A 13154-nucleotide genomic window follows, 5' to 3' on the forward strand; every position below is an offset into this window, starting at 1 on the left:
CTGCCGCTACGAACGATTTCGAATGAGCTTATGTGTCTTCTGCAGCGTCTGACGCGGGCAAGCCGATCGCCGCCGGGCCTCACACCACCTTGCCCGGATTCATCAGCCCGAGCGGGTCCAGCGCCTGCTTGATTGCCCGCATCATCGCCAGCTCGACCTCGCTCTTGTAGCGCCGATTCTCCTCGCGCTTGAGCTGGCCGAGGCCATGCTCGGCCGAGATCGAGCCGCCGTGCGCATGCACGCTGTCGTGGACGATGCGGTTGATCGCGTCCTGGTGAGCCAGGAAGGCATCGTGGTCCTGTCCCGCCGGGGGCGACACGTTGTAGTGCAGGTTGCCGTCGCCCAGATGGCCGAAGGTCACCATGCGCACGCCCGGGAATGCGGCCTGCAGCTGCGCGTCGGTGCTGGCGATGAAGTCGCCGATGCGCGAGATCGGTACCGCGATGTCGTGCTTGATGTTCTTGCCTTCCTCGACCTGCGCCAGCGGAATGTGCTCGCGCAGATTCCAGAAGTCGCGCGACTGCTGCACCGATTCGGCCACCACGGCATCGGCGACGATGCCGGCCTCGAAGGCCGCTTCCATCAGCGTCTCGAAGGTGGCGCGCGCATGCTCGGCGCTTTCGCTGTCCGACAGCTCCAGCAGCACGACCTGCGGATGCGGCCGGTCGAACGGATAGCGCAGTTGCGGATAGTGGCGCGTCACCAGCGCCAGGCACATCGCCGACATCAGCTCGAAGCCTGTCAGCATCGCGCCGGCGTGGCGCTGCGCCAGCGCCAGCAGCGCCAGCGCGGCGCGCGGGTCCTCGACGGCGGCCAGCGCGGTCACGCGCGCCCGAGGCGCGGGGTACAGCTTCATCACGGCCGCGGTGATCACGCCGAGCGTGCCTTCCGCGCCGATGAACAGGTCGCGCAGGTCGTATCCGGTGTTGTCCTTGCGCAGGCCGCGCAGGCCGTTCCAGACCTCGCCGCTGGCGGTCACGACCTCGAGCCCCAGGCACAGCTCGCGCGTATTGCCATAGCGCAGCACGCCGGTGCCGCCGGCATTGGTGGCCAGATTGCCGCCGATGGTGCAGCTGCCTTCCGCGGCCAGGCTCAGCGGGAACAGGCGGTCGTGCTCGCTGGCCGCCTGCTGGACCTGCTGCAGGATCGCGCCGGCCTCGACGGTGATCGTGTTGTTCAGCGGATCGACCTGGCGAATGCGGTTCAGGCGCTTGAGGGACAGCACCACCGACGGCTGCGAGGCGTCCGGCGTGGCGCCGCCGCACAGGCCGGTGTTGCCGCCCTGCGGCACGATCGCGATCTGGTGCGCATGGCAGGCGCGCACCGCCGCGGCCACTTCCTCGGTGGTGCCCGGCAGCAGCACGGCCAGGGCTTCGCCGGTATAGCGGCGGCGCCAGTCGGTCAGGTAGGCCGCCGTGTCCTCGGCTTCGGTCAGCACATGTGTCGGCCCCAGCGCGGCGCGGCACAGCGACAGGAAGGAGTGGAGGCGGGCGTCGGTCGGGGCTTGCGTCATGGCGTGCGGTGGATTCGGAGGAGACGTGGAAAGGGAAGGCGTGGCGCTTCACCGCCGCGTTGGCGGGGAAGCCGCCGCGTCGGCATTGGCCTTGTTCCGGGCAGACTCGGGCGCGCGGGTCTGAGCCCGCGCGCGGCGCTTGTACGGGCGCAGATAGAAGATGGTCGCGAAGAAGAACAGCAGCGTCAGCGCCACCTCGCACCATGCCAGCCACGACGACGGCGCGCGGTCGCTGGTGGCGCGCACGACCCCTTCGGTGAAATACAGCAGGATCAGCATCGACGACCACTGCATCGTATAGCGGTTGCGCGTCAGCATGCCGCGCAACGGCAGCAGCAGCGGCAGGAACTTGATAATCAGCCAGGAGCCGCCCGGCCGCAGCGGCGCCAGGAACCACTCCCAGGCGATCGACAGCACGATCAGCGCGAGCAGGCTGGCGATGCTCAGGCGGTACAGCAGCGGGCTGTGCAGCGCGGCATCGTCGCGGGCGTCGGTGGCGCTCATCGCGCGGCTCCGTTGGCAGGGGTGTTCTGCGCAAGCCGCAGCGCGGTCTGCGCCAGCCGCTTGCCCATCGCGATCGCCAGCGCCGATTCGTCTTCGCTGACCGGCCGGCTGTTGTCGCCGAGCGCGTGGTGGCTAGGACCATAGGGCGTGCCGCCGCCCACGGTGGTCATCAGGCCGCGCTCGCTGTAGGGCAGCCCCATCACCAGCATGCCGTGATGCAGCAGCGGCAGCATCATCGACAGCAGCGTGGTCTCCTGGCCGCCATGCAGGCTGCCGGTCGACGTGAACACGCAGGCAGGCTTGCCGGTCAGCGTGCCAGACAGCCACTCGGCGATGGTGCCGTCGAGGAAGTACTTCATCGGCGCGGCCATGTTGCCGAAGCGGGTCGGGCTGCCGAGCGCCAGGCCGATGCACTCGTGCAGGTCGCGCAGCTCGACATAGGGCGGGCCATCGGCCGGGATATCCGGCGCGGTGGCCTCGCACACCGTCGACACCGGCGGCACCGTGCGCAGCCGCGCGTGGGCGCCGGGCACGCTGTCGATGCCGGTCGCGATCAGCTCGGCGAGCTTGCGGGTGCTGCCGTGGCGGCTGTAGTAGAGGACCAGGATGTCGGACATAGGGGCGCGGGAGGAAGGCGACAAAGGAGCGGCAGGGAGCGCGCAGCGGAGCCGGCCAGGGCGCGTGTCAGGCGTGGGTCAAGGCACGGGTCTAGCCACGGGTCTAGCCACGAAAGGGCCTCGGCTCGCGGGGCCGTGGCCGCTTTGCTCTGGCGGCTCGAGCATCGCGTGCGATGCAACCGGCGTATTATAGTGGCGGGCTCGGCGCCCGCCGCCCTGGAGTTTGCCTCGCATGTCCCATCCCAGCCTGCTGTCCCGCTGCACCAACCGTATCGCGCGCCTGCGCCGCGAATGGAACTGGCAGAAGCTGCGCGCGCTGCTGCGCTATGCCGCGCGGCGCGCCGGCGAGGACCGTCTGCCGCAGGTCGCGGCCAGCCTGACCTTCACCACCGTGCTGTCGGTGGTGCCGGTGCTGACGGTCGCGTTCGCGCTGCTCGCCGCCTTTCCGATGTTCGCGAACTTCCGCAACGCGATCGAAGGCTTCCTGTTCCAGAACCTGATTCCGGGCAACCTGACCGATTCGATCACCGGCTATGTCAGCCAGTTCGCGCGCAATGCCAAGGGCCTGACCGCGGTGGGTCTCGTCGGCCTGATGGTCACCGCGGTGCTGACCATGCTGACGGTGGAGGACGCGCTCAACGCGATCTGGCGCGTCAAGCAGAAGCGGCGCTTCGCACAGCGCGTGCTGGTGTTCTGGGCGGTGCTGACCTGCGGCCCTGTGCTGATCGGCGGCAGCCTGTCGATCAGCTCGTACCTGATCTCGATCTCCGCCGGCTATGTCGGCACGATGCCGTTCGGCGTCGGCTTTGCCGTCAGTCTTGCGCCGGTGCTGCTGTCGGCGATCGCCTTCGCGCTGCTCTATACGGCGGTGCCGAATGCCTATGTCGAATGGCGCGACGCGATCGCCGCGGGGCTGGTGGCGGCGCTTGCCTTCGAACTGTCCAAGCGCGGCTTCGGCTATTTCATCACGCGTTTCCCCACCTATACCGCGGTCTACGGCACCTTTGCCGCGCTGCCGATCTTCCTGCTATGGATCTACCTGAGCTGGCTGGTGACGCTGCTGGGCGCCACCATCGCCGCCAACCTGCCGGTGGTGCGGCAGGGCTACTGGCGCCGCCGCACCTTTGCCGGCAGCGAGTTCTACGATGCGCTGGGCGTGCTGTACGTGCTGTACCGCGCGCGCGAACAGGCGCCGCGCAGCGTCGGTGAACTGGATCTCGGCCGCAAGCTGCGGGTCGAGGCCGACTACCTGGCCGTGCTGCTGGGCAAGCTCGATGCGATGCATCTGGTCGGCAAGCTGCAGCACCATCGCGGCCAGGCGCACTGGGCGCTGCTGTGCGACCCGGCGCGCGTGCCGCTGCGCCTGCTGCACGACCGGCTGGTGCTGAACCTGCCGCGCCTGCCACGCACCGCGGTGGCGCAGCTGCTCAATGGCGCGGACGCGTTGCGCGGCGTGCTGGAGAACCCGATGCTCGACAAGACGCTGCAGGAGATCTTCGAGCCCGGCGCCGCATCGCCGCCGCAGACCCCGCAAACTCCAGCGCCGGAGGGGCAGCGCCGCACGCTGGAGGTGGTCCCGCCCGGCTGGCACGGGCAGGTCTGAGCGGCGCTTCGGCGCGCCGAAGCGGGGGCGCCGGCGACCGCGTCATTCCCGCGAGAGCGGGAAGCCAGCGTCTTTTGAAGCCACTGGCTCACCGCTCCCGCTGGCCGCAGCGCGAGCGCGCTTGCTTAGTCGCGATTCGCCATCACGCGCCGCGCAAAGCCCGCCAGCGCGTCCAGCACCTCATCGGGCTTTTCCCCCATGATCGCGTGGCCGCACGGCATTTCCACCACGCTGGCGCGCGGCATGCTCGCCGCCAGTGCGCGGGCCGAGCGGGCCGGCGTCATCATGTCCTTGCTGCCGATCACGACCAGCGCCGGACATTGCAGGCCCGCCGCGGCGCGCTCGCCGTTGGCGTAGGCGTTGCAGGCAGCGAAGTCGGTATGGAAGACCTGGGCCTGCGGATTGCGGCGCCCGACCCGTTCCATCAGGCGCTGGCCGACGCCATGCATCCAGAAGCCCGGACCCGGCGCCGACGGCTTGTTGGCCAGGCTCGAATGCGACCACGCATTGACCATCGCGATGGCCTCGTGCTCGCGGTTCTGCGCGGCATCGAGCAGCGCGTCCGAGACCTTCATCGGATAGGCGGTCGCCAGCAGGCCGATCGCGCGCACCGCCTCGGCATGGCGCGCCGCGCATTCGAGCGCGATCAGCGAGCCCATGCTGTGGCCGAACACCAGCGCGGGTGCCGTGACGCCGGCCGCGCGCAGCAGCGCGGCGACCCAGTCGGCCATCTGCTCGACGCTCGCCAGCGGCGGCCCCTCGCTGCGGTTGTGGCCGGGCAGGTCCACCGCCAGCACGGAGAAGCCGTGATGCGCGAACCAGCGCGTCTGCAGGCCCCAGACGCTGTGGTCGTTCTGCGCGCCATGCACGAACACGGCGCAGGGCAGGGCGGGATCGAAGGGTTTGCCGCCGGTATAGGCGTAGGCCCGCTGGCCATCGATGTTCAGATACATCAGGCTTTCCCTCCGTTGCTCTTGTTGGCGGCGGCGTTGCTGCTGCCTCCGCCTTTCTCCATCGACTTCTGCGCCGCCTTCAGCCCGCGCTTCAGATCGTCGATCAGGTCGTCCGGGTCCTCCAGGCCGATCGACAAGCGGATCGTGCCCTCGGCGATGCCGGCCGAGCGCAGCGCCGCGGCATCCATGCGGAAGTGCGTGGTGGAGGCGGGATGGATCACCAGCGAGCGCGCGTCGCCGACATTGGCCAGATGCGAGAACAGCGTCAGGCTCTCGATGAAGCGCTGGCCGGCGGCGCGGTCGCCCTTCAGATTGAAGCTGAATACCGCGCCGCAGCCGCGCGGCAGCAGCCGCCTGGCGAGCGCGTGGTCGGGGTGCGACTCGAGCTCGGGGTAGGCCACCGACTCGACCATCGGATGCGAGACCAGGAACTGCACCACGCGGCGCGCGTTGTCGACATGGCGTGCCATCCGCAGCGGCAGCGTCTCGATGCCCTGCAGCAGCTGCCACGCGGCCATCGGATTCATGCAGGCGCCGAAGTCGCGCAGGCCCTCGCGGCGCGCGCGCAGCAGGAAGGGCGCGACGGTGCTTTCCTCGGTGAAGACCATGTTGTGGAAACCCGCATACGGCTCGGACAGCTCGGGAAAACGCCCGGATGCCTCGAAATCGAAGTTGCCGCCCTCGGCCAGCACGCCGCCGATGGTGGTGCCATGGCCGCCGAGGAACTTGGTCGCCGAGTGGTAGAGCAGCGCCGCGCCATGCGCGAACGGCTGCAGCAGATAGGGCGTGGTGAAGGTCGAGTCGACCAGCAGCGGAATGCCATGTTCGTCGCCGAGCTGGGCCAGCGTCGGGATGTCGAGCACGTCCAGGCCCGGATTGCCCAGCGTCTCGCCGAACAGAAGGCGGGTCTCCGGGCGGATTGCGGCGCGCCACGCGTCGATGTCGCGCGCCTGCACGAAGGTGGTCTCGATGCCGAAACGGCGCAGCGTGTAGTGCAGCAGGTTGTGCGAGCCGCCGTACAGCGCCGACGAGGCGACGATATGCGAGCCGCTGCCCATCAGCGTGGCGATCGCCAGATGCAGCGCGGCCTGGCCCGAGGCCGTGGCGATCGCGCCGACGCCGTTCTCCAGCGCGGCCACGCGCTCCTCGAACACGGCCACGGTCGGATTCGAGATGCGCGAATACACATGGCCGGCGCGTTCCATATTGAACAGCGAGGCCGCGTGCTCGCTGTCGCGGAACACGAAGGAGGTGGTCAGGTGGATCGGCGTGGCGCGCGCCCCGGTGGCGGGGTCGGGCGCGGCGCCGGCGTGCAGCGCGAGGGTATCGAAACGGGTATCGGACATGGTCTCTATCGAATCGTGGTTCCAGCGAAGCGGTCTGACAGCGGCCGGCAACGGCACGGTTCCGCAGTGCGGGCGTGCGGCGGCATGCGGATGTGCCGGCCTGCATCGTAGCATTGGCCTGCTCGCGGCGGACCGCCTCGCCGCAGGGCCCCGGCTTTACTTGGGCGCCCGCTTTCGGCTAGCATCGGCCCATCTATCGCGGATGGCGCGCAAGGCCTGCGCCGCCACGCGGTTCGGGCGCCTGGGGCCGGCGATGCCCGCCGCCCGCCGCACCGGCATCATCGAGGGGAGACCATTATGAAAGTCAGCGACATCCTGCAGATCAAGGGCAATACGCTCTATACCGTCAAGCCGGACACGTCACTGCTGGAGGCGGTCACCACGATGGCCGAGCGCGACATCGGCTCGCTGGTGGTGATGGAGTACGGCGAGCTGGTCGGCATGCTGACCTTCCGCGAGATCATCCAGACGCTGGCCTCGAACAACGGCAATGTCGGCAACACGACGATCCGCCGCGTGATGGACGACGCGCCGCTGACCTGCACGCCCGAGACCGACGTCAACGAGGTCCGCCGCATGATGCTGGAGCGCCATGCCCGCTATATGCCGGTGCTCGACAGCCGCACGCTGATGGGCGTGATTTCGTTCTACGACGTGGCCAAGGCGGTGGTCGAGGAGCAGAGCTTCGAGAACCGCATGCTGAAGGCCTATATCCGCGACTGGCCGGAAGAGAAGGCCAGCTGAGCCAGAGCCATCTCGCGGAGCGCGGGCGGACCGTGACGGTGCCGCCCGCCGGATTCCAGCCGCCCCCGATTCCGATCCCCGCGCCCGCGGAGTCGATCGCGCTTGCCGCGCTGTCCCTTGCGCCGTCCCCGGCGCGGCCTTTCGCGCCGCCCTTCGCGCCGCTCTTCGCGCAGTCTGTCGTACCATTTCCCCGCGCCATTCCCGCACCCCAGCCCGTTCCATGAGCCAATCGAGCCAGTCCCGCCTGCTGCGCGAGCGCCGCTTTGCGCCGTTCTTCTGGACCCAGTTCCTGGGCGCGATGAACGACAACGTGTTCAAGGTCGCGTTCACCTCGCTGGTGACCTACCAGACCGCGCGCTTCGAGGGCGTGGACGGCGCCAGCGCGGCCTTCCTGATCTCGGCGATCTTCATCGCGCCGTTCGTGCTGTTCTCGGCGACCAGCGGGCAGATTGCCGACAAGATCGAGAAGTCGCGGCTGATCCGCTTCGTCAAATCGCTGGAGATCGCCATCATGCTGGTCGGACTGGCGGGCTTCGCGTTGTTTAGCGCGCCGCTGCTGTACCTGACCACCTTCCTGATGGGCCTGCATTCGACGCTGTTCGGCCCGGTCAAGTACGCCTATCTGCCGCAGCATCTGCAGGAGAGCGAGCTGGTCGGCGGCAACGGGCTGGTCGAGATGGGGACCTTCGTCGCGATCCTGCTCGGCACCGTGCTCGGCGGGGAGCTCGCGGCGGTGGGTGGGGCGGCGGCACGGCAAGGCATCCCCGCCACGCTCTATATCGGTGCGGCGTGCGTGGCGCTGGCCGTCGCCGGCCGTGTGGCCGCCTCGCGCGTGCCGCTGTCGCCCGCGCCCCAGCCCGACCTGCGGCTGAACTGGAATCCGGTCACCGAGACCTGGCGCAACCTGATGCTGGCGCGCGAGAGCCGCACGGTGTTCCTGAGCCTGCTGGGCATCTCCTGGCTGTGGTTCCTCGGCGCGACCTTCCTGACCTCGTTCTTCGCCTTCGCCAAGACCGTGCTCGGCGGCGACCAGAGCGTGGTGACGCTGCTGCTGGCGGTGTTCTCGGTCGGCATCGGCGTCGGCTCGCTGCTGTGCGAGCGGCTGTCGGGCCGGCATGTGGAAGTCGGGCTGGTGCCGTTCGGCTCGATCGGCATGACGGTGTTCGCGATCGACCTGTACTTCGCCAGCCGAGGCCAGGCGCCGGCCACGCTGAGCGGCGTCGCGGCCTTCATCGCCGAGCCCGCGCACTGGCGCGTGCTGGCCGACCTGTTCCTGCTGGCGATGTTCGGCGGCTTCTACAGCGTGCCGCTCTACGCGCTGATCCAGAGCCGCAGCGCGCCGACGCATCGCGCGCGCATCATCGCCGCCAACAACATCCTGAACAGCCTGTTCATGATCGCCTCGGCGCTGCTGGCGATGGCGATGACCGGCGCCGGCTACAGCATTCCCGAGCTGTTCCTGGCGGTGGGGCTGCTCAATGCGGTGGTGGCGATCTACATCTATTCGGTGGTGCCGGAATTCCTGCTGCGCTTCGTCGCCTGGATCCTGGTGCATACGGTGTACCGGCTCAAGCGGATCCACGCCGACCGGATTCCCGCCGAGGGGCCGGCGGTGCTGGTCTGCAATCACGTCAGCTTCGCCGATGCGGTGGTGCTGATGGCGGCCAGCCCGCGGCCCGTGCGCTTCGTGATGGACCATCGCATCTTCCAGGTACCGCTGCTGTCCTGGTTCTTCCGGCAGGCGCGCGCGATTCCGATCGCGCCCGCGCACGAAGACCCGCAGACGCTGAAGCAGGCCTACGACGAGGTCGCGCGCGCGCTCGCGGGGGGCGAGCTGGTCTGCATCTTCCCGGAGGGCAAGATCACCGCCAGCGGCGACATCAATCCGTTCAAGCAGGGCGTGCAGCAGATCGTGCGGCGCACGCCGGTACCGGTGGTGCCGATGGCGCTGCGCGGCCTGTGGGGCAGCTTTTTCTCGCGCAAGGGCGGGGCGGCGATGACGCGGCCGTTCCGGCGCGGCATCCTCAGCCGGCTCGAACTGGTGGTCGGCGAGCCGATCGACCCGACGCAGGCCACGCCGGAAGGCCTGCAGCAGGTGGTGCAGGGCCTGCGCGGCGAATGGCGGTAGGCGGCGCGGCCTCACAAGCGGCGGGGTAGCGGAAAAGCGGGGTAGCGGGGCGGCGCCGTGGCGCGACGCCAGGCCGTACAATGTAGGCCTTTCCCAATTCCTGCGTGGTTTTCATCATGTCCGGCAATACCCTCGGCCTGCTCTTCACAGTCACCACCTTCGGCGAGTCGCACGGACCCGCCATCGGCGCGGTGGTCGATGGCTGCCCGCCGGGCATGAGCCTGTGCGAGGCCGATATCCAGGGCGACCTGGACCGCCGCAAGCCGGGCACGTCGCGCCACGTCACGCAGCGCAAGGAGCCGGACCAGGTCGAGATCCTGTCGGGCGTGTTCGAGGGCAAGACCACCGGCACGCCGATCTGCCTGCTGATCCGCAATACCGACCAGCGCAGCAAGGACTACGGCAATATCGTCGAGACCTTCCGCCCCGGCCACGCCGATTACACCTACTGGCAGAAATACGGCATCCGCGACCATCGCGGCGGCGGCCGTTCGTCGGCCCGGCTGACCGCGCCGGTGGTGGCCGCCGCGGCGGTCGCGCGCAAATGGCTGCGCGAGCAGTACGGCACCGAGATCCGGGGCTATATGTCGCAGCTGGGCGAGATCCAGGTGCCGTTCACCGACTGGGCCGAGGTGCCGCGCAATCCGTTCTTCGCCGCCGACGCCAATATCGTCCCCGAGCTGGAAACGTATATGGATGCGCTGCGCCGCGACGGCGATTCCGTCGGCGCCCGCATCGAGGTGGTGGCCAGCGGCGTGCCGGTGGGCCTGGGCGAGCCGCTGTTCGACAAGCTCGACGCCGATATCGCGCACGCGATGATGGGCATCAATGCGGTCAAGGGCGTCGAGATCGGCGCCGGCTTCGCCAGCGTGGCGCAGCGCGGCAGCGTCCATGGCGACGAGCTGACCGCGGCGGGTTTCCGCACCAACAATGCCGGCGGCGTGCTGGGCGGCATCTCGACGGGGCAGGACATCACCGTGTCGCTGGCGATCAAGCCGACCTCCAGCATCCGCACCCCGCGCGAATCGATCGACAAGGCCGGACAGGCCGCCACGGTCGAGACCTTCGGCCGCCACGACCCATGCGTGGGCATCCGTGCCACGCCGATCGCCGAGGCGATGCTGGCGCTGGTACTGATGGACCATGCGCTGCGTCATCGCGCGCAATGCGGCGACGTGCGGGTGGAGACGCCGCGCATTCCGGCGCAGGCGCCGAAGGGGCAGGGCTGAGCGGCAGGGTTTCCCCCGTCTCCCGCTGGGAGACAGTCCCAAGGCGCAGGGCTGAGCGGGAGGTTTTCCCCTTCTCCCGCTTGCGGGAGCGGGGAGCCGATATCTGGCGCGTTCGTTATTCCGCGATCGCCGCCACTGCCTCCCCGATCGCCAGCGACGCCGTGAGCCCCGGCGATTCGATCCCGAACAGGTGCACCAGCCCCGGCACGCCATGCGTGGCCGGGCCGTCGATGCGGAAGTCCGCGGCCGGCTCGCCCGGGCCGCTGATCTTCGGGCGGATGCCGGCATAGCCCGGCTGCAGGGCGCCGTCCGCCAGCGCCGGCCAATAGCGCCGCACCTCGTCATAGAAGCTGTCGGCATCGTGCGGATCGACCCCATATTCGATTTCGTCGATCCATCGCACATTCGGGCCGAAGCGAGCCTGGCCGCCCAGGTCCAGCGTCAGATGCACGCCCAGGCCGGCCGCCTCGGGCACCGGGTAGATCAGCCGCGAGAACGGCGCGCGGCCGGCCAGCGTGAAATAGCAGCCCTTGGCGTAGAACTGCGGCGGGATATGCGCCGCCGGCATGCCTTCGATCCGGCGCGCCAGCTCGGGCGCAGTCAGCCCCGCGGCATTGACGACGGTGCGCGCCAGCAGCGTGGTCGCGGTGTCGCCGCCGACTTCCAGCACGATGCCGTCGGCAGTCACCGCACCCGTCAGCACCGGCGAACATACCGCCAGCATCGCGCCGGCCTGCTCGGCATCGCCCAGCAGCGCCAGCATCAGCCCGTGGCTGTCGACGATGCCGGTCGACGGCGACAGCAGCGCGGCCTCGCATTGCAGATTCGGTTCCAGTTCCAGCGCCTCGTCGCGCGACAGCAGGCGCAGATCGTCGACGCCGTTGGCGGCCGCCTTCGCGCGAATGCCTTCGAGCGTGGCGACCTGCGCCGCGCTGGTGGCGACGATCAGCTTGCCGCAACGCTGATGGGCGATCTGGTGGCTCCGGCAATAGTCGTACAGCATCGCCTTGCCCTGCACGCACAGCCGCGCCTTCAGCGAGCCGGCCGGGTAGTAGATGCCCGCGTGGATCACCTCGCTGTTGCGCGCGCTGGTGATCGTACCGAAGGCGTTCTCCGCCTCCAGGATCACCACCTCGCGCCCTTGCCGGGCGAGCGCCCGTGCGACCGCCAGGCCCACCACGCCGGCGCCGATCACCACGCAATCCACTGATTCCATGCCTTGCTTTCCTTGTTCTGCCTTGCGTTGCTTTGAGTTGCGTTGTCGAGACGGGCGGGTGCGGAACGGCGACTGTCATTGCGCTCCGGCTCGCTCGTCTCGTCGATCAATCCAGGTCGAGCCCCATGCGCGCCGCCGCAGCTTCCAGATGCCGGCGCGCGGCTTGCCGTGCCGCGCCGGCGTCGCCGGCCGCGATCGCCTCGGCCAGGGCGGTGTGTTCTTCCTCCGCCGCCCCCGGCCCGCCGCGATAGCGGGCGGCGTTTTCCCAGGCCAGCCGGCGGGCGGCGAGCAACTGCTGGCCGACGAAATCGGTCAGCCCCGCCATGCAGGGGTTGTGCGCCGCCTGCGCGATGGCCTGGTGGAACGCCACGTCGGCCGCCGCCGCGCTGGCCGGGTCGTCGCGCTGCGCGCGCATCGCGGCCAGCGCGCCGTGGATCGCGGCCAGATCGGCCTCGGTGCGGCGGCGCGCGGCCAGCTCCGCGCAGGCGGTCTCGGCCATCACGCGCAGTTCGAACAGCTGCGCCAGCGTCGGCGCGGCGCCCGGGCCGCCGTCCGCGCCGGCGCCATCGCCGCGTAGCCGCCAGACCTGTCCGCCGGGCGTGTCGGAGACGTAGGCGCCGGAGCCCTTGCGCGTGACCAGCACGCCGTCGGCCTTCAGTTGCGCGATGGCCTCGCGCACGATCGGCCGGCTGACGCCGAACGCCGTCGCCAGCGCGGACTCCGCCGGCAGGCGGGCGCCGGCGACGAAGCGGCCGGCGCCGATATCGGCGCGGATCGCATCGGCGATGCGCGAAGCCAGGGAGGAGGGGCGGGTCAGCGGTTCCAAGTGGAGCGTTCCGGCGGCTTGTGCGGGGCTTGTGAATACGGGAGGATCGGCGTCAAGCCGGCCCGCCGCATAAATCTGTAAGGCTGTCAGACAGCTTTTGCGCGATTTTGGCCCGCCTTTGCGCCGACGTCAAGGCGTGGACGACGGGCCGCCGGTGCGCGCCGTGCCCGCTCCGTCCCGCCTTGCGCGCCGCTGTCGGCGCCGGCGTCAAGGTGCGGCGACGGGCTGCCGGTGCGCGCCGTGCCCCGCTCCGTCCCGCCTTGCGCGCCGCTGTCGGCGCCGGCGTCAAGGTGCGGTGACGGGCCGCCGGTTCCAGCCGTGCCGCCGTCCGCGCCGCCGCCATCCGCCCCGCCAATCGTTCCGCTATCCCCCTTAGGTAGGGGGTTGCTAAACCTTTGAGGCGTGGCGCCGATAGCTGTGGAATCGGGAAGGCGCGGCCGCGGCCCGGCGGCCGCCTACGCACTGTCGCCCACGC

General features: G+C 69.8%; 10 protein-coding genes and 1 pseudogene. 4 read left to right on the forward strand and 7 right to left on the reverse strand.

Annotation, left to right across the window (positions count from 1 at the left end):
• Window positions 1-79: 79 nt before the first annotated feature.
• From KZ686_RS09450 to wrbA, 3 genes are read right to left on the reverse strand one after another with little or no spacing between them, the layout of a single operon-like run.
• On the reverse strand, window positions 80-1513 hold the full coding sequence (locus KZ686_RS09450) for an FAD-binding oxidoreductase (RefSeq protein WP_149319255.1): 1434 nt from the start codon (window positions 1511-1513) through the stop codon (window positions 80-82).
• A gap of 48 nt (window positions 1514-1561) precedes the next feature.
• Window positions 1562-2017 (reverse strand): DUF2069 domain-containing protein, encoded by a 456-nt coding sequence (locus KZ686_RS09455; RefSeq protein WP_265632296.1) that lies wholly within the window; start codon window positions 2015-2017, stop codon window positions 1562-1564.
• Window positions 2014-2634, reverse strand: a complete 621-nt coding sequence (wrbA, locus tag KZ686_RS09460; RefSeq protein ID WP_265632297.1) for an NAD(P)H:quinone oxidoreductase — start codon at window positions 2632-2634, stop codon at window positions 2014-2016. Before wrbA ends, KZ686_RS09455 begins: the two co-directional genes overlap by 4 nt.
• 232 nt (window positions 2635-2866) lie before the next feature.
• On the opposite strand from wrbA, the gene KZ686_RS09465 reads away from it, so the two are divergent.
• Window positions 2867-4237 (forward strand): YihY family inner membrane protein, encoded by a 1371-nt coding sequence (locus KZ686_RS09465; RefSeq protein ID WP_149319252.1) that lies wholly within the window; start codon window positions 2867-2869, stop codon window positions 4235-4237.
• A 125-nt stretch (window positions 4238-4362) separates the two neighbouring features.
• Here KZ686_RS09465 and KZ686_RS09470 read toward each other — a convergent pair whose 3' ends face one another.
• Complete coding sequence (locus KZ686_RS09470) at window positions 4363-5190, reverse strand: alpha/beta fold hydrolase (RefSeq protein WP_265632298.1); 828 nt, start codon at window positions 5188-5190, stop codon at window positions 4363-4365.
• A complete protein-coding gene (locus tag KZ686_RS09475) occupies window positions 5190-6536 on the reverse strand; it encodes an O-acetylhomoserine aminocarboxypropyltransferase (RefSeq protein WP_149319250.1) in 1347 nt (448 codons plus the stop codon). Before KZ686_RS09475 ends, KZ686_RS09470 begins: the two co-directional genes overlap by 1 nt.
• Window positions 6537-6833: 297 nt before the next feature.
• Between KZ686_RS09475 and KZ686_RS09480 the strand changes: the two genes are divergently transcribed.
• The 3 genes from KZ686_RS09480 to aroC all read left to right on the forward strand — a co-directional run bounded on the left by KZ686_RS09480 (window position 6834) and on the right by aroC (window position 10637).
• Complete coding sequence (locus KZ686_RS09480; protein ID WP_149319249.1) at window positions 6834-7280, forward strand: CBS domain-containing protein; 447 nt, start codon at window positions 6834-6836, stop codon at window positions 7278-7280.
• 220 nt (window positions 7281-7500) lie between these two features.
• The gene (locus KZ686_RS09485) at window positions 7501-9408 is read left to right on the forward strand and encodes an MFS transporter (RefSeq protein WP_150081911.1); all 1908 of its coding nucleotides are present in this window, start codon (window positions 7501-7503) and stop codon (window positions 9406-9408) included.
• A gap of 116 nt (window positions 9409-9524) precedes the next feature.
• Window positions 9525-10637: a chorismate synthase gene (gene aroC / locus KZ686_RS09490; protein WP_149319247.1), complete on the forward strand. Its 1113-nt coding sequence runs from the start codon at window positions 9525-9527 to the stop codon at window positions 10635-10637.
• A 115-nt stretch (window positions 10638-10752) separates the two neighbouring features.
• Here the strand turns inward: aroC and KZ686_RS09495 are convergent.
• Window positions 10753-11865: pseudogene (locus tag KZ686_RS09495) on the reverse strand (NAD(P)/FAD-dependent oxidoreductase); the annotation flags it as partial.
• Between the two features lie 94 nt (window positions 11866-11959).
• Window positions 11960-12679, reverse strand: a complete 720-nt coding sequence (locus KZ686_RS09500; RefSeq protein ID WP_265632299.1) for a FadR/GntR family transcriptional regulator — start codon at window positions 12677-12679, stop codon at window positions 11960-11962.
• Window positions 12680-13154 lie beyond the last annotated feature (475 nt).

The organism is Cupriavidus cauae (assembly GCF_026210475.1).
Taxonomy (GTDB): domain Bacteria; phylum Pseudomonadota; class Gammaproteobacteria; order Burkholderiales; family Burkholderiaceae; genus Cupriavidus; species Cupriavidus cauae.